Below are 16,479 nucleotides of genomic sequence, written 5' to 3'. Positions count from 1 at the left end.
ACAGGCAGCCAAAGGTGGTAAGAGTGTCGCTCTTATAGAGCGGGATCAATGGTTGGGTGGTGTACACATGCACCACCCAACCATTGATCCCGCTCTATAAGAGCGACACTCTTACCACCTTTGGCTGCCTGTACCGCTGCTTTTTGCCCTGCAGGACCACTACCAATAATCACTACATCAACTTGTCTCATGAACGAATTGCCTCCAGACCACTCTTCACGATGTCGTGTCTTTCCTTCAAAAGCTCCAATTCATCTTCATATAAATTCAGATCTGCAAATACGGTATCTTGCAAAGCTGTATCTATCGCAGCTTCTTCACCCGATAACATTGCTTGAGCTAACTTAGCAGCACCATTAGTCACCATCGCTTGGTCACGATTGCTTTGGGCATTTTGATAGTCAGCATAGTAATGAACAGATTCCTGAACGATTGCGGGCATTTTCCATTTTCTGACCACGACTTCGCCATATTTCACATGATAAGCAGATTCGATTACCCCTACTTCATCTAATGAAATAGATACGTCATGCCATTCCGAGTAGTCAAAGATGGTCTGAAGGATAACCGGTTTGCCAATGCTATGAAGCAAACCGCATAGAAAGGCGGCTTCGACATTTTTCTTGGCAACTCGCGCAACCTCTTTTCCCCAAAAGGCTGTACATAAAGCATGGTCCCATATTTCATTAATACGGTTTTCGTATGTGGGCGCTTTAAATATTTTCGTATTAAGAGAAGCTGCCAAAGCAATTTCTGTAATCAGAGACAGACCGAGCCTTGCCACAGCTTGTTGCAGAGAAACCATTGAGGCGTTGGGTGTATATGCGGCTGAATTAGCAATGCGCATCACATGGCCAGCCAAGGCCTGGTCACTTTGTATGAGTTTGGCCAACTGTGCGGCATCAGAATCTGGATCATTCGATAAAGCTAAAACCTGGTTTGCCACATCCGGCAGCATCGGCACTTCGATTTTGTTATCGCTTAGATTATCAATATATTTCGCAATAGCTTGCGCTTTTGGGCTTAAATCTGAAATCGGGCTGCTCACACAACTACTCCACTGATTATTGTTTTTATTTAGTGTAGACCAGCGTTGGTGGGATAGCAGGGATATTGGGAAATAACGAAGGATGTAACAGCTTTGTGTAATTAGTGAACAATTGCAATAGCTGAGCCTAATTCCTTGAGATTATAACTAGCTCGCCTATTATACGCGCTCATTCAAACAACCGTTTCAATTCCAGGAGCTCTATGAAGAAGTTTAGTATCTTGTCGTTGCTACTTTCTTTGCCCATTATTCTACCCTTCAGCTTGGCTTTATCTTTTTCAGCCTATGCGGATATTTCCCGTTCAGCCTTTATTGAACAACTCGACTCCGCCAATTGCACACAAGTCCCTCCCGAAATATACCTGGATACCCAAAAAGCTCATTTCGATTTCGCCAACGCTCTAAGTCTCTCCTGGATTTCACTTACGACGCTAGGAGAGAATTCTATTTCCGCTGAAGAGTTTGAACAACAATGGCAGCTACGCAACTTAGAGATCATCGACAACCCAGAGACCAACCTGCGTATATTGCTTGCTGATTATAAAGATACAATGCTCATTACCTATAGATACACGGATAGTAACAAGGAGTGGCTTTACAATTCCGATGGGACTTCAGACGATTTTGAACATAGCTTTACACTAGGTGAAAAAACGCATCACGGCTTCTCTCAAGTATTAAGCTCAGAGTGGGCATCGCTATTGGCAAGCGTTAGAGCACGAAAGGGTCAAAGCAACAAACTATGGGTATTTGGCCATAGCTTAGCCGGCGCACTGGCGCAACTAAGTGCAGCAGGCTTCGAGCAAGAAGGTATTCACGTTGATCAGGTCTACCTGTCAGGCTCGCCCAAAGTTGGTAGCCCTAAGTGGGTTGAAAAAGCTCAAGTTCTTCTCGCTAACCGAGTGCATAGAGTGGTGTATGAACAAGACCTTATTGCCCGCTTACCGGTAAATCAACAGGCACTGAACGAGTTTAAGTCGATATCCAGCATTGCTCCAGACTTTATCGCGAATTCGATGAACGAAGCAAACAGCCTGATGAACTTCGATACCCTAGGTAGGCAGATCTCACTCGACCACTATGCTAACTATGTTGAGTGGAACGAAAGTGACTCTGTTTCATTGGAACAAATATACTGGTTGAACCTAGCAGATGATCTTTCAATTGCTAAACATGCTTCCTTAAGCCCACTTGATCAGATAAATAATATGACAAGTGTCATTTCAGCTAATACAGAAGACCATTCACAACTAAAAGATGATGGCTACTTCTGTGCAATGATAGCCGCGCTGGAAAATGAACACTAAAGTGACTCGGCTCAAGCCAAAGTGCTTTGAATACACATTTGCGGCGATCTTCTACTAAACTAATAAGGATATAATTAGTTTTGGAGCCTATTTCTTGATTGCAAATCGTGAACAGCTTGTAGAGTCACTTGAAAAAAGTAAAAGCTATCAACACCAGCATCTTGGGCAGATATTACTGCAAACCGGCATTATCACGTCAAAACAGTTAAGCACCGCCCTGCATAAACAAATTGCTGAGGGCAAGAAAGAAATGCTAGGGCATATATTGCAGCGCTTGGGCTACGCTAGCGACCACCAGGTTCGCAATGCACTTTCCTGCTGTCTGGAGATACCTTTTATTCAGCTCGCCGGGTTTGACGTTGATGAACATGCGTTGCAACTAGTTCCTGCCGAGTTTGCCAGAGCACATGCTGTTATTCCCCTCATGGCTCACAAAGATCGCTTAGTCGTGGCGATGGAAGACCCGTCTGATAACGAAACCATCAACCTACTGCATTTTTTATCTGAACAAGTCATCGAGCCGGTATTGAGTACCGCAAGTGATATAGAGTACGCAATTTCTCAATATTATGGCTCAACCGATATTGATGATGTTCTAAAGGATATGCCCAGCACCAGCTTGAGCAATAGCTGGGAAGCTCAACAAGCTATAAAGCTCGCATCAGATAAACCAACCGTTAAGCTAATACATAATTTGATCGCCGATGCGGTAACCCGCAGAGCATCAGACATACATATCAGGCCCAAAGAAAAAAGCGTTGATATTCTCTACCGTATTGATGGCAGTCTGCTAAAAATACGCAACTTTGATATTAAAATGTTGCCTGCCGCTGTTGCCCGTATCAAGATTATCTCAGGAATGAATATCGCTGAGCATCGTTTGCCTCAAGATGGTCGGACCAAAATCACTAGCAAAGATAAATCGATTGATTTGCGCGTATCGATCATGCCGACTATTCATGGAGAAAGCGTAGTAATCCGTCTCCTCGATACTTCGACCAGTATCAATAATATCGATGCCATAGGATTCAATGAAAAAGACTCGGAACTGTTTACCCAACTCGTTAACAAAAGCAGTGGCCTGATTTTAGTGACCGGCCCTACTGGCTCCGGAAAAAGCACCACACTTTATGCGGCACTCGAATCCATCAAACAACGTGAAATCAATATCATCACCGTTGAAGATCCGGTTGAATTCCATATCGATGATATTCTGCAAATCCAGGTCAACAATGCCATAGATTATAGCTTTGCACGTGCACTCAAAAATATTCTTCGCCACGACCCAGACGCCATTATGATCGGTGAAATACGAGATGAAGAAACAGCTAAAATGGCAGTAGAAAGCTCACTTACAGGGCATTTGGTGTTATCAACCTTACATACCAACAGTGCCGCTTCGACCATTACCCGTCTACTTGAAATCGGCGTACAAGCCTATCTCCTAAATGCAACGCTACTAGCGGTACTGGCTCAAAGACTTGTTAAACGGAATTGTCCTCACTGCCTGGAAGAAGAGCAGGTATCCCCTATTGTACGGAAAGCTTTGGGTCTGAGTGAGGATGAAGTATTCTATCAGGGCGCTGGTTGTGATAACTGCCATATGACAGGCCATAAAGGCCGTGTTGCAGTATATGAACTGTTGACACTATCACCCGATATTCGAGACATGATCAAGCCAAAAGTAAGTGCGACAGATATCGAAAAAGCCGCAATCGAAAATGGCATGACGCCTCTTACTGATCATGCACTGCATATTGCCCGACAACAGCAAACCTCATTGTCAGAAGTGTATCGGGTAAGACTGGGATAACCTCAAACCTTACTCAGACGCCTCATCCAAAGACAACTTGCTCAAGACAATGACTGCTTGTGTACGGTTACTCACGCCTAATTTTTTAAATATCGCCGTAATGTGCGCCTTCACAGTTGCTTCAGTCACACCTATTTCATATCCAATTTGCTTGTTCAGCCAGCCTTCCCTCAGGAAGCAAAGTACTTTGTACTGTTGAGGGGTCAATGAAGCAATCTTGGTAGCCAGGTCCATCTCTTCTTCATCGATTCGCCTTAGGCGGCTGCGCACTTCTTCAGGCACCCACTTCTCACCCTCAGTCACGCACTGCAATGCTTCATAGATAGTTTTTGGCGACGCTGATTTAGGAATATAAGCGCTTGCACCATGACCAATTGAGCGACTTATCGTCTCGGCATCTTCACGAGCAGACACGACAGCAACCGGAATTGAAGGAAATTTCTCACGTACTGTCACCAAGCCAAATAGGTCTTGGCTGCCGGGCATATGCAGATCAAGTAGTAAAAGGTCTAGCTCCGGGTCTTCAGCAATGGCTGCCAGAGTCGTCTCCAGGTCAGACGATTCAGTGATCGTAACGTTTTCAAAGTGGGCGTTAATAATTTCTAACAAGGCACTGCGAAAAAGTGGATGATCATCTGCGATATGAAAATGGTACATAAGTTCTCCGAACAGGATTGAATGTCTGTTCAATGTTTATTATTAGAATACGTTCCTTGGAGAACAGCATAGCCTGACTGGTCATAATTTTCGAGGGGTAGATAATGCCTTTCATCTCCCCTCGAGCAACCCTATAGTTATGAGTCAGTGCGGTTCAAACGACCCTCGATCAGCACATCAACTACTGAAGGGTCGTTCAGCGTTGAGGTATCCCCCAAGTTGCCAAAGTCATCTGCAGCAATTTTGCGAAGGATCCTGCGCATGATCTTGCCAGATCGCGTCTTGGGTAAGGCATCGACCCACTGAATCAGCTCAGGAGTCGCAACGGGCCCCATTTCGACTCTCACATGTTGCTTCAGTAACTCCGTTGCATTGGCTGCAAGTTCAACTCCATCCATCGGCGTCACGTAAACATAGATAGCTTCACCTTTGATATCATGTGGATAACCAACAACAGCTGCTTCCGCCACATCAGGATGAGACACCAAAGCACTCTCTAATTCAGCGGTTCCTAAGCGATGACCTGAAACATTCAAGACATCATCAACACGCCCGGTAATCCAGAAATAGCCATCAGCATCTCGCTTGGCACCGTCGCCTGTAAAGTACATATTGTCATGAGTTGAAAAATAGGTTTCGATAAACCGTGCGTGATCATTCCAGATGGTACGAGCCTGCCCCGGCCAGGAGTCCATAATAACCAAATGACCACTCGTTTCACCTTGGAGAATATCACTATTGGTATCTACCAACTCTGCTTGTATACCAAATAGTGGATGACAGGCAGACCCCGGTTTAGATTCTGTTGCATAGGGTAAAGGCGTCATCATCTGACCACCCGTTTCAGTTTGCCACCATGTATCAACAACCGGACATTTGCTATGGCCATACTCAGTATAATACCAACGCCATACCTCCGGGTTAATCGGCTCCCCTACGGTACCAAGAATTCTCAGTGAATCACGTTTACTAGACCCAGTCGCTTCGTCCGCTTTAGCCATTAAGGTACGAATAGCCGTCGGCGCTGTATAGAAAACTGTCACCTTGTGCTGATCAATTACTTCACCAAAGCGCCCCATACTCGGATAATTGGGAACGCCTTCATACATGAGCGTTGTGGCACCATTCGCCAAGGGTCCATAAACGATGTAACTATGGCCGGTAATCCAGCCAACATCTGCCGAGCACCAGAACACATCACCTTCTTTATGGTCGAATGTGTAGTAGTAGGTCGACGTCACATAAGTCAAATATCCACCACTGGAATGCTGTAAACCTTTTGGTTTACCGGTAGAACCAGAGGTATAAAGAATGAACAATGGATCTTCAGCATTTACCGGAACGGCTGTATGCTTGTCAGCTTGCTCAGCCACCAAGCGACGATAGTCAACGTCCCAGTTATGACGAGTTGAACCTGTGTTATGGGTTGTTTCAACAACCAGTACATTTTTGACAGTATTACGTTTGGATATCTCCAGCGCGTCGTCCACACTTGACTTAAGCGGGATAGATTTCCCACCACGCACACCCTCTGTCGCCGTAATCACGACTTTTGCCTCACAATCATCCAGGCGATCTGCTAAAGCTGTTGCCGAAAAACCACCAAATACCACTGAATGAATGGCACCAATACGAGCACACGCCAGCATCGCATACGATGCCTCGGGAATCATAGGCATATACAGTACGACACGGTCACCTTTACCTACTCCCATAGATTCCAGGCCATTAGCCAACTGACACACCTCTCGATGTAAGTCTCGATAGGTAATTGTCTTGCTGTGGCCCGGTTCATCGGCTTCCCAAATTATGGCTGCCTGGTCTGCTCGCGTTTCTAAATGCCTGTCTACACAGTTGTAACAAACATTCAGCTCTCCATCTTCATACCATGAAATATGTAAGTCATCTTTTGCAAATGAGACATCTTTGACTTTGGTGAAGGGTTTATCCCAATACAAGCGCTCAGCTTCTTTTCGCCAGTAGTCTTCATTCTTCTCTATCGACATTTGATACAGGCTCTGATAGCCAACTTTATCGATGTTTGGCACAAAATCACTGGTTGAATTAGAGGTAGTGTAGTTATTCTGGGCAGCTAAGCTCATGACAGGCTCCTTGAAGTCTATGTTACCGAGTAAGTAGATATAACTCTTATTGTCAACATATTCTGGCCGCCGCCAATTAGACCTTGGTCGAGCACTAGACTATGGTCTAAAGCTCTCTGGACAATAAACTAAAGAAATAGCACAACCGACTTCAGTGTTTGTTTCATCAATTGAACAAACAACCCAGACTAGTGATAATGTTCACCCATCAAATGACACTCGCAATAAACTCATACCACAGCTCTCAATTCCACGGTATTTTCGCTCTCATATAAGCATTAGTCTACTTTAGAAAGAATCTTCTTTCTCCGCCTGGTCAAATAGCTTTTGAAGTTCAGAATGATAGGCACCTTGAGAGGAATAATCACTTTCAGGACCTCGCTAAGAAAATATAAAAGCCGTATTTTCCGATACCAGAACAAGCGTGATATCTTCTTTACGGTGAAGTCGTATCCATATTGGAATACCGGCGCAAACTGTTCGTGGTTACCAAACCGACTATATTTAGCCAAGTCAAATGACAAGACCAAATCAGCCCTCTTCAACTGCTCCTTGGTACGCTGATCAATTGCGATATCGATAGCATTCCCCATTATAGCGACCATATCTTTAGGTTCTTGATAGCGACTCACGCCATTCAAATCAACAGCGATAGTAATACCCGCACCCATCTGTTCAAGTGCTGAAACGGGTACGTTTTCAGTGATACCCCCATCAACCAACGACCTACCTTCAATTTCTACCGGCACAAAAATCCCTGGCACTGCCGCTGACGCACACACCGCATCGGCCAAGTTCCCTGATCTTAATATGACCTTCTCACCGGTATGAATATCGGTAGTACAAATCGCCAAAGGAATACGAGCATCCTGTATATCCACATTACCGATATCTTGCAAAATCATCTCGTGAATGGTTTTGGTGGTGAAGATACCTTTGCGTTGAATCGACAAACCGACCATCGAGCTGAAACTCATATCCTCGCCCACTTTCTTGATCTCGTCTATCGACTTACCGAAGGCATAGTAGCTCGCGACTAAAGCCCCAATACTGGTGCCGGAAATATAATCGATCTCTACATTTCGCTCTTCCAGTACCTGCAGCACGCCAATGTGAGCAATACCCTTTGCTGCGCCGCCGCCCAACGCAAGCCCGATACTCTGATTAAAAGGGTTCCATTTCATAAATTAAGTTTCTTATATTTGACCTGAGGCAATTCTAACCAGAGCGAGTTTCATTTACTATGATGTTTATCAGCTTACTAACAAGAATCGATATCCATGTGCACAACCTGCGGCTGCTCTACTCCCTCTCACTCTCATCAACATGAGCATGAGCACGACACTGACTCTAGGCTGATTGAGGTCGAACAAGACCTGCTTGCCAAGAATGATAGCTATGCGGAAAAGAATAGAGCCCTGCTTGCCTCAAATAAAGTGCTCGCTTTAAACTTGGTTTCAAGTCCAGGCTCCGGGAAAACATCCCTACTCACCGCTACGATCGAGCCCCTTAAGGGAAACAAAAGAGTCTGTGTTATTGAAGGCGACCAGCAAACAGATAATGACGCGCAGAGAATCATCGACAGCGGTGCCAAGGCAATTCAAATCAATACTGGAAAAGGCTGCCACCTCGATGCTCATGCGGTTGGACATGCCATGAAAAAGCTTGAGCTGGCAGAGCACGATATTCTTTTTATCGAAAACGTCGGCAACCTCGTTTGCCCCGCTGCTTTCGACTTAGGAGAACATAGCAAGGTCGTGGTCTTATCGGTCACGGAAGGCGAAGATAAACCGCTTAAATACCCTGACATGTTTAAAGCTTCTTCACTTATGCTAATCAATAAGTCTGACCTCCTTCCTTATGTCGATTTTGATGTCGATAAAAGCATCGAATATGCGCGTCGTATCAACCCGGATATTAAGTTTATCGTTCTATCCGCCAAAACAGGCGACGGGATGGAAGAGTGGTTAAGCTGGCTCAATCAACATGCACCAACAAGATAGTGACTCGGCAAGTATTCGCCTGAAAGTAAGCGGGCGAGTACAAGGCCTTGGCTTTCGGCCTTTTGTTTATCGGCTCGCTCACTCGCTTTCACTGACGGGCTCAGTCCGAAATTCCTCCTCGGGCCTTGAAATTGTATTAACCGGGGAACAAGCCCACCTTGATGAATTCCGTAATCAGCTTCTAGCAACAAAGCCCTCTGCGGCTCAGGTGGAGAGTATTGAGCTTGAGCGTATTAGCCCTCAAATCTCAGCCACTAGCTTTTCAATCATAGAGTCAGAAACTGATTCCAATAGCCTATCATTATCGACAAATGCACCAGAAGTATCCCCTGACCTGGCACTGTGTTCCTCTTGTCTAGATGAACTATTTGACACAAATAACCGTCGTTACCTTCACCCTTTTATAAGCTGCACTCAATGTGGACCACGCTACAGCATTATTGCCGATCTGCCCTACGACCGAGACAACACCAGTATGGCAAAGTTCGACATGTGTAGTACCTGTCAGCACGAATATTCCACTCCCTCAAATGCCAAACGCTTCCACTCGCAAACCAATGCCTGCAATGACTGTGGACCACAATTAGCGCTAGTCGATAAGAAAGGTATTCGTTTGCCTCTAGAACAGAATCAGGCACTAATCGATTTTTGCGCCGAACAATTAAAGCAAGGCGCTATTATTGCTATAAAAAGCATCGGTGGTTTCCACTTAATTTGCGATGCCAAAAATTCTGAGAGTATTAAGCGGCTAAGAAAAGTTAAGCAACGCCCTGATAAACCCTTTGCCCTCATGGCCTTGAATACGCCTTCACTTGAGCCCATAGTCGAGCTAGACAGAGCAAGCCTTCACGAGCTGAATTCTTCTCACGCACCGATTGTACTTCTGCCTAAGAAAAGAAGTTTAAAGCCTGACTCTAAGCAAGAAGAGGAAGATTGGCTCGCACCGAACCTAAGTGACTTGGGCTGCATGTTGCCTTATACCCCGCTTCATTATCTAATTTTTCATGCCCTGCTTGGCAGGCCAAAAGGAATAAATTGGCTTGAAGAAGCACAAAACTATCAACTACTCGTGACCAGCGCCAACCTTCCTGATGAACCCATAGTTTATGACAACGACAAGTGTATCGAGCGACTTGCCTCCTTAGCTGACTACGCTTTGCTAAACAACCGGGATATTGTCGCGCCTTCAGATGATTCAGTAATCCAAGCAGGTGAGCCCAAAGCACTAATCAGACGCTCTCGTGGGCTAGTTCCCGCCTCGATAGCTTTGGCAGATCGGCAAGCACACACTCTTGCGTGCGGGGCCCATTTAAAGAATACCTTTTGCTTAACTCAAGGCTATAAAGCCTATATATCGCCCTATCATGGCGAGTTAGACAAGCCAGAAAACTACCTGCGTTTCCAGACTAACATCGCGCATTATCAACACCTTTTTGGCAATAGGATTGATCAATACTGCGCAGACCTTCACCCAGATTATGTAAGTACTCACTTCGCTGAAAAGAACTCGCAGAAAAGCAACTCGCCCCTAATAAAAGTTCAACACCATCACGCTCACCTGACATCCTTACTCGCAGAACAAACAGGCCAAGCAAAACTACCCGCGCTTGCTTTAATACTCGATGGAAATGGCCTGGGAGACGATAATCAAGCCTGGGGTGGTGAGCTATTCTATGTAGACTCGAAGCAGATAGAACGTATCGGACACCTTGAGAAAATAGCGATTCCTGGTGGCGATATCGCCACACGGGAAATCTGGCGAACTGGTGCAAATCTATTGGCAAAAACAAGTAGGGAACAGGCATTCGAAGCTTACGCAGATAGCCTCAAGAATGAGCTCACTAGTCATTTCATTCTGAATGGAACGCACCATTTTACGAGCAGTGCAGGCAGGTGGTTCGATGCAGCCGCCTCAATAATCGGCGTTCGCCAAGAGTGTACTTATGAAGGGCAAGCCGCTGCAGAGTTGGAGTCTTTGGCTCGATCAGCCTCCAGGGACCACGTTCAATCTCTTGTCAAAATCGATGAGAAAAACCAACTCTTACTTAGCCCGCTTCTTCCTTATTTAAGCGCTATGGAGAATAAACCTCAGGCTGCATACTTGTTCCATCGCGAGTTAGTCGATGGTCTCGTTCGTTGGTTAGAGAAATCAAGCAAACAGCGCCAGACTAAAGCGGTCTATTGCTCAGGAGGTTGCTTCCAAAATCGGCTTCTCAGAGAATCGCTTAACGAACACTTAACTTCACAGGGATTTAAGGTATATTTCCCTATCAAGCTGCCCGCCAACGACGGTGGCATCGCTCTGGGTCAAGCTTACTTGAGCCATTGGTAAAATAACTAAGGACTCTCAGCACCATGTGCCTTGCACTTCCGGTAAAAATTGAAACACTTCTCGATGATGAACAAGCGATCGTTGAGCTAAGCGGTGTGAAGACCAAGATTTCGACGGCACTAGTCGAAGATGTCCATGTCGGCGATTATGTTATTTTACATGTTGGTTATGCTCTCAATAAGCTGGATGAAGAAGAGGCCAAACGAACACTAGCGCTCTTTGCACAAGGAGAGGCTGATGAGCGCTAAAACAAAAGCCTCACCAGAGCTAAAGTATATCAGCGAGTTTCGACAAGGCTCACTCGCCAAGAAGCTCTGCCAAAACATTGCCAATGAAGTACAGAGTGATAAACGCTATCGCTTGATGGAATTTTGTGGTGGTCACACGCATACCATTTTTCGCTATGGTATCCCTGACTTACTTCCTGAAAATATCGACTTGCTCCATGGGCCCGGCTGCCCTGTTTGTGTCCTGCCCATTAGCGCGATCGATAATGCTATCTCGCTCGCACTGCAGCCAAATACGATTCTCTGCTCTTATGGTGATATGTTGCGCGTACCCGGCAGCAAAACAATGAGCTTGTTAAAAGCACGCGCCCAAGGAGCTGATGTGCGCATGCTCTACTCGCCGCTCGAAGCACTAACACTGGCTCAAGATAACCCTGGCAAGGATATCGTATTCTTTGCTGTTGGCTTCGAAACGACAACGCCTCCTACAGTTGCTATGCTCGACGCCGCTGTCAAAGCCAATATTAAAAACCTATTTATCTACTGCAACCACGTACTGACACCTCCGGCAATCACCGGTATTCTAGAGCCAGCTAAACAAGCTGGAACTAGAGTACTTGATGGTTTAATTGGCCCAGGCCACGTAAGCGTTATCACTGGTGAACGCCCTTATCTTGAACTTGCCAAACATTACCAGACAGCCATTACCATTTCCGGCTTTGAACCCTTGGACATCCTTCAGTCTATTTTAATGCTTGTTCGCCAAATTAACCGAAACACCTGCCAGGTTGAAAACCAATATACGCGCGCAGTAAGCTTTGAGGGAAACCAGAAAGCACAGGCACTGACCAAGAAGTACCTAGACCTTCGACAGAGTTTCGAATGGCGAGGCCTCGGAGAAATGCCTGACAGCGCTTTAAAGCTGCGAGAGGAATATCAACAATTTGATGCCGAGTATATCTATAAGGATACGTTCGCAAAAAACGGCAATGACATCGCATCTGACAACAAAGCCTGTGAATGCCCTGCCGTTTTGACGGGGCAAAAAAAACCCTACGAATGCAAACTATTTAACAAGCCCTGCACCCCTGAAAACCCGCTTGGCTCATGCATGGTATCATCTGAAGGCGCGTGCGCAGCTTACTATCGCTATCAACCCAACACCCAGTAGACAGAGCCCCGCCAATGACTAACAAAACCTCAAGCACACTGGATTTCAAGGATGGGTTCATCGAGATGGCTCATGGAAGTGGTGGCCGAGCGTCAGCCACATTAATTGATGAACTCTTTTTGCCAGCTTTCGATAATAGCTACCTACAAGAAAAGTCTGATCAAGCAACACTTTCACTACCACAGTCTCGCATTACCATGGCCACCGACAGCCATGTCATCTCCCCTTTATTTTTCCCTGGCGGGAATATCGGTAGTTTAGCGGTGCACGGCACAGTCAATGACGTCTGCATGTCAGGTGCCCAGCCCCTCTACCTAAGTGTTGGCTTTATTCTAGAAGAAGGCTTCCCGCTTTCTGAACTAAAACGCATTGTCGACTCTATGGCTGAGGCAGCCCAAGAGGCTGGGGTTAAAATCGTTACCGGTGATACGAAAGTGGTAGAGCAAGGCCATGGTGACGGTGTTTACATCAACACCACAGGAATAGGCGCATTGCCTGAAGACATCAACTTATCACCTGTGAATATAAAGGCTGGTGACAAAGTCATTATCAGCGGAACCCTGGGAGATCACGGCACCTGCATTATGTCTCAAAGGCAAGGTATGAACTTTTCATCCGCTCTAAAGTCTGATTCACAAGCGCTGAATGATCTGGTTGAAAGCATGCTGGAAGCTGCCCCCGCTATTCGCTGTATGCGCGACCCAACCCGAGGTGGACTCGCTGCGGTTTTACACGAACTATGCCAAGGCAGAGCTTTAGGTATTAGCCTGGAAGAGGCAAACATTCCTATTAAACCTGAAGTCGCCGCAACGGCTGAACTACTAGGCTTAGATCCACTGCATATTGCCAACGAAGGTAAACTTGTTGCAATCTGCCCAGCTGAGCAGACGAAACAACTGCTGCAAGTGATGAAACAACACCCTAAAGGTCGAGATGCTGAAATCATTGGCGAACTAATCAAAGATGAAAACGAGCTGATTCAACTCACTACAAACTTTGGCGGTAAACGCCTGATTGAGTGGCGTTACGCTGACCAATTACCGAGAATTTGCTAGGTAACAGTTCACAACTCAAAAAAGATCTTGTTAATCAAATGTTACACATCGCAAAACTTTTGCTACAGACCCAAGGCATCACCTGTCATATGATTACATCATCGAAGTACGGAACAGCGATTCAGGCCCACGGTTTCGGAAACAGATTTCATGATTTTCTTTGACCCGACTCTTTAGTCGGGTTTTTTATTGGCTGCGATTTATTGCTTTGATGGTTATGTGTGACAAAGTAGTGCCAAAAGCTGACGTTTCTATATCAATAGAGTGCGCCGTGCGCACCAGCGGAGTTTGATCGTCTCCTCCGTAGGCATAGGATCCACCTCTCGCTTGATCAACCTCGTGCTAGCCCTCATGCGAGCCGTGGAAGGCTCTGCCTACAGGCCTGGGGGAATTGGTTTGGCCACCCCTATTTATGTTTGTTTGAGCCACGGAGTTCAGAGGTGCGCATGGCGCACCCTATTAGAGTTGTCAGAGTCTTAAATGCAGACTTTAACGTAGCTCAAGAAGTTCACTTCTTTCTTCTTTAACAAATGCTTTTTAATGAATAACCATAAGGCTCTAACTTGCTTAAGTCGTAGTATCTTGAGAAAACATCCTCTCCAGCTCTTGGCAACCATCTAACTCGCTAAGCAAATAAGACTTCTCTCGCCGGGCCACGTCTAGCCAATGTTCACCTTTAACAGCACCAACTAAAGCGTACAGAAAATTTAGGCTGACTTTATCATTCGAGGCTTTAAGCTTGAGAAATGCTTCAATGGGACCAATCCGATTTAACTCTTCTACAGAACAGACGCCAACAGCAAGCAAGTCCGCTTCGCTTTTTGGACCCAAGCCTTTTAGATCTCTTAAACGCATCATAAACCTACAAACTAAATCGTAGTTTTTGTTTGATCTCTTGCGCCGTGCGCTCAGGCTGTTCTTGCATAAAACAGTGCCCACCCGGCATTTCAATAAAATCGTAATTCAAATTTGCTTCGTGAACTTTTGCTTTAGAGCGTTTCACAAAGGGGTAAGTCCGATCACCATAGAGCATGGTCATCGGTGCTTCAATGCGGCGAATCGCTGGCCATAGTCCCTTAGCATAAGCAGAGAAGATAGATGCTTCAATACGAGGCGGGCATTTCAAGCGCATTGAGCCATCGTCACTTTCAATCAATGCATGGTCAATATAAGACTTAAGACACTCATCTTTCCAGCCCTTAAAAGTACCTCGTTGGTATAAGTAATCCCAAACGGCCTGGAAGTTTTCCCAAGACTCTGTTCGAGCCTTGGCTTGTCGAACGAGGGGCATCCGCTTTGACAAACCAAGCGTCTTTAGGCTTGTCGCGGTTCGCGCCATCACTGGAGGCATATAGACAGGGTCCATTAGGATTCCCATATCGAATAATTTCGGCTGCCTAGACATAATCAGTGTCGACATGATGGCACCATAGCTATGCCCCATCGCGATGCGTGGCACCTTGCCCCACATACCTTCAAAATTCGACCATACCTCTGCAAAATACTTGGCACTTCGATTCCAACCTGGGTATTTTCCACCAGCATCACTGTCGCCATGCCCCTGACCATCACTGATAAACAAGTCATAATCAGCTTGAAAGTGCGATAAAAGATTTTCAAAAGTCAGGCCACAGAAGCCATTACCATGAATAAAGTGGATCATAGGCTTACCGCTAGGCTCGGTGTAATGGCCTCTTAAAGTCATGCCTGAACCGGTTTGGTATTCCCAGGGAATCAAACCTGAAATCACACTCTGCTTTCCACTTCTGCTTAAGGTATCTGTCATCAAAACTCTCTTACCGGTCTATCTCGCTTGATAATTCAGGCAGCTCATTAAAACTAACATTCGGGTAGTGACTGTCACGCACTTCGTGAATAAAGCGCAGCGTGACGAAAGCATCAAACCAGATATGAAAAGCGCGTTGAAAGCTTATCGAATCACGTTTTTGGGAAAGATGTTTAAATTGCTTCTCTATCTTCAAATTACAGAGCGCTTGAATCACTGCTGCACTATCGACATCACTCATTGTATCTTTAATCGCTTCAAACAGAAGCTCAGCAGACGAGAAGGACTGTCCTGAATTTGAAATGATACTTAGAAGTTTTTTTAACAGTTTGAAGCACTGTGGATGATAGAAAGTATAAACCTTGTCAGGTTTTTCCATGCGGCTAATTTTTAGCAGCGCAGGTCCGGTGCCAAAGGGAACACGGTGACTAGGACGCCCGGAAATTTCTATCGTGGGAGCTTCCAAGGAATGAATACGCCCAACTTTCGCGAGCTTATTCAATAAATAGAAGTCTTCACCTGCTGAACGTTTCGGGAACCCCCTCACCAGCGCATAAGCGATAGGGCTAACAGCTATCAATGACCCGATTGTGTGGAAGGCATAAGGTGAACCAGCCTGCTGGAGTTGATCAACATAATAACGCAAGGAGTGATCATACAAGCTCATCGCTGTTTCATACCCGAGCTCAGCAATATGTTTGAAGGGGTAAATCGCAGCGGCAGCGCTTGAGTCATCCACTGAGATATTAAAATAGCTCTCAGGTAAACTCACATCCGCATCACTTGAATGCAGCCAATCGGCTAGTTTCCCGGTACTCAAATATTGTTGCTGCACGAGCTTTAGGCCGAGATCCATACCGAGTTTTCTGGCAAGCCCAACTCCCTGCTTTGGTGACAACAGGCGCTCCGCGTGACAATAGCTCATACAATATAGGGTCAGCGTGGAGGAAATATTAGCTCGAAATAGCTCAGACTCTT

15 protein-coding genes are annotated in these 16,479 nt (G+C 45.7%); 7 read left to right on the top strand and 8 right to left on the bottom strand.

Annotated elements, in window-relative coordinates; genetic code table 11:
• Positions 1-32: 32 nt before the first annotated feature.
• Positions 33-191 carry an FAD-dependent oxidoreductase gene (locus tag A3757_RS25180; RefSeq protein ID WP_082872101.1) on the bottom strand — a complete coding sequence of 53 codons (159 nt, stop codon included), beginning with the start codon at positions 189-191 and terminating at the stop codon, positions 33-35.
• The gene (locus A3757_RS11995; protein ID WP_068553621.1) at positions 188-1,048 is read right to left on the bottom strand and encodes an HDOD domain-containing protein; all 861 of its coding nucleotides are present in this window, start codon (positions 1,046-1,048) and stop codon (positions 188-190) included. The genes A3757_RS25180 and A3757_RS11995 overlap by 4 nt, the downstream gene beginning before the upstream one ends.
• A gap of 203 nt (positions 1,049-1,251) precedes the next feature.
• Here A3757_RS11995 and A3757_RS11990 point away from each other — a divergent pair, with 203 nt between their 5' ends.
• On the top strand, positions 1,252-2,355 hold the full coding sequence (locus A3757_RS11990; RefSeq protein ID WP_068511852.1) for a lipase family protein: 1,104 nt from the start codon (positions 1,252-1,254) through the stop codon (positions 2,353-2,355).
• Between the two features lie 94 nt (positions 2,356-2,449).
• Positions 2,450-4,168 carry a GspE/PulE family protein gene (locus A3757_RS11985; RefSeq protein ID WP_082865379.1) on the top strand — a complete coding sequence of 573 codons (1,719 nt, stop codon included), beginning with the start codon at positions 2,450-2,452 and terminating at the stop codon, positions 4,166-4,168.
• Between the two features lie 9 nt (positions 4,169-4,177).
• Here A3757_RS11985 and A3757_RS11980 read toward each other — a convergent pair whose 3' ends face one another.
• The 3 genes from A3757_RS11980 to A3757_RS11970 all read right to left on the bottom strand — a co-directional run bounded on the left by A3757_RS11980 (position 4,178) and on the right by A3757_RS11970 (position 8,111).
• Positions 4,178-4,825, bottom strand: a complete 648-nt coding sequence (locus tag A3757_RS11980; protein ID WP_068511850.1) for a response regulator transcription factor — start codon at positions 4,823-4,825, stop codon at positions 4,178-4,180.
• Between the two features lie 137 nt (positions 4,826-4,962).
• Complete coding sequence (gene acs / locus A3757_RS11975; protein WP_068554348.1) at positions 4,963-6,927, bottom strand: acetate--CoA ligase; 1,965 nt, start codon at positions 6,925-6,927, stop codon at positions 4,963-4,965.
• 278 nt (positions 6,928-7,205) lie between these two features.
• A complete protein-coding gene (locus A3757_RS11970; protein WP_068554350.1) occupies positions 7,206-8,111 on the bottom strand; it encodes a patatin-like phospholipase family protein in 906 nt (301 codons plus the stop codon).
• A 96-nt stretch (positions 8,112-8,207) separates the two neighbouring features.
• Here A3757_RS11970 and hypB point away from each other — a divergent pair, with 96 nt between their 5' ends.
• Genes hypB through hypE form a run of 5 tightly spaced genes read left to right on the top strand, consistent with a single transcriptional unit; the run spans position 8,208 to position 13,715 of the window.
• Entirely contained in the window at positions 8,208-8,930 is a 723-nt protein-coding gene (gene hypB, locus A3757_RS11965) for a hydrogenase nickel incorporation protein HypB (protein ID WP_068554351.1), read from the top strand.
• Positions 8,914-11,262, top strand: a complete 2,349-nt coding sequence (hypF, locus tag A3757_RS11960; protein WP_068554355.1) for a carbamoyltransferase HypF — start codon at positions 8,914-8,916, stop codon at positions 11,260-11,262. Before hypB ends, hypF begins: the two co-directional genes overlap by 17 nt.
• A gap of 23 nt (positions 11,263-11,285) precedes the next feature.
• Entirely contained in the window at positions 11,286-11,510 is a 225-nt protein-coding gene (locus A3757_RS11955; protein ID WP_068554170.1) for a HypC/HybG/HupF family hydrogenase formation chaperone, read from the top strand.
• A complete protein-coding gene (gene hypD, locus A3757_RS11950) occupies positions 11,500-12,660 on the top strand; it encodes a hydrogenase formation protein HypD (protein WP_068511833.1) in 1,161 nt (386 codons plus the stop codon). Before A3757_RS11955 ends, hypD begins: the two co-directional genes overlap by 11 nt.
• Positions 12,661-12,674: 14 nt before the next feature.
• Complete coding sequence (hypE, locus tag A3757_RS11945; RefSeq protein ID WP_068554356.1) at positions 12,675-13,715, top strand: hydrogenase expression/formation protein HypE; 1,041 nt, start codon at positions 12,675-12,677, stop codon at positions 13,713-13,715.
• A 567-nt stretch (positions 13,716-14,282) separates the two neighbouring features.
• On the opposite strand, the gene A3757_RS11940 is transcribed toward hypE, so the two are convergent.
• The 3 genes from A3757_RS11940 to A3757_RS11930 all read right to left on the bottom strand — a co-directional run.
• Complete coding sequence (locus A3757_RS11940; protein ID WP_082865380.1) at positions 14,283-14,573, bottom strand: TfoX/Sxy family protein; 291 nt, start codon at positions 14,571-14,573, stop codon at positions 14,283-14,285.
• A 4-nt stretch (positions 14,574-14,577) separates the two neighbouring features.
• Positions 14,578-15,501, bottom strand: coding sequence for an alpha/beta fold hydrolase (locus A3757_RS11935; RefSeq protein ID WP_068511827.1), 924 nt, complete (start codon positions 15,499-15,501; stop codon positions 14,578-14,580).
• 10 nt (positions 15,502-15,511) lie between these two features.
• Positions 15,512-16,479: hypothetical protein (locus tag A3757_RS11930; RefSeq protein ID WP_231878263.1), on the bottom strand; the 968-nt coding region annotated here is incomplete at its 5' end.

The sequence above is a fragment of the Oleiphilus sp. HI0117 genome (genome assembly GCF_001635235.1).
Note: the sequence above shows the minus strand (reverse complement) of the source record. Positions and strands in the feature narration are given on the sequence as shown.

Bases quoted from the DNA above. Each gene is read 5' to 3' on its own strand.
- A3757_RS11955 (WP_068554170.1), top strand. From the start codon at position 11,286: ATGTGCCTTGCACTTCCGGTAAAAATTGAAACACTTCTCGATGATGAA.
- hypD (WP_068511833.1), top strand. From the start codon at position 11,500: ATGAGCGCTAAAACAAAAGCCTCACCAGAGCTAAAGTATATCAGCGAG.
- A3757_RS25180 (WP_082872101.1), bottom strand. From the start codon at position 191: ATGAGACAAGTTGATGTAGTGATTATTGGTAGTGGTCCTGCAGGGCAA.
- A3757_RS11970 (WP_068554350.1), bottom strand. From the start codon at position 8,111: ATGAAATGGAACCCTTTTAATCAGAGTATCGGGCTTGCGTTGGGCGGC.
- A3757_RS11990 (WP_068511852.1), top strand. From the start codon at position 1,252: ATGAAGAAGTTTAGTATCTTGTCGTTGCTACTTTCTTTGCCCATTATT.
- acs (WP_068554348.1), bottom strand. From the start codon at position 6,927: ATGAGCTTAGCTGCCCAGAATAACTACACTACCTCTAATTCAACCAGT.
- A3757_RS11935 (WP_068511827.1), bottom strand. From the start codon at position 15,501: ATGACAGATACCTTAAGCAGAAGTGGAAAGCAGAGTGTGATTTCAGGT.
- A3757_RS11980 (WP_068511850.1), bottom strand. From the start codon at position 4,825: ATGTACCATTTTCATATCGCAGATGATCATCCACTTTTTCGCAGTGCC.
- hypE (WP_068554356.1), top strand. From the start codon at position 12,675: ATGACTAACAAAACCTCAAGCACACTGGATTTCAAGGATGGGTTCATC.
- hypB (WP_068554351.1), top strand. From the start codon at position 8,208: ATGTGCACAACCTGCGGCTGCTCTACTCCCTCTCACTCTCATCAACAT.
- hypF (WP_068554355.1), top strand. From the start codon at position 8,914: ATGCACCAACAAGATAGTGACTCGGCAAGTATTCGCCTGAAAGTAAGC.
- A3757_RS11940 (WP_082865380.1), bottom strand. From the start codon at position 14,573: ATGATGCGTTTAAGAGATCTAAAAGGCTTGGGTCCAAAAAGCGAAGCG.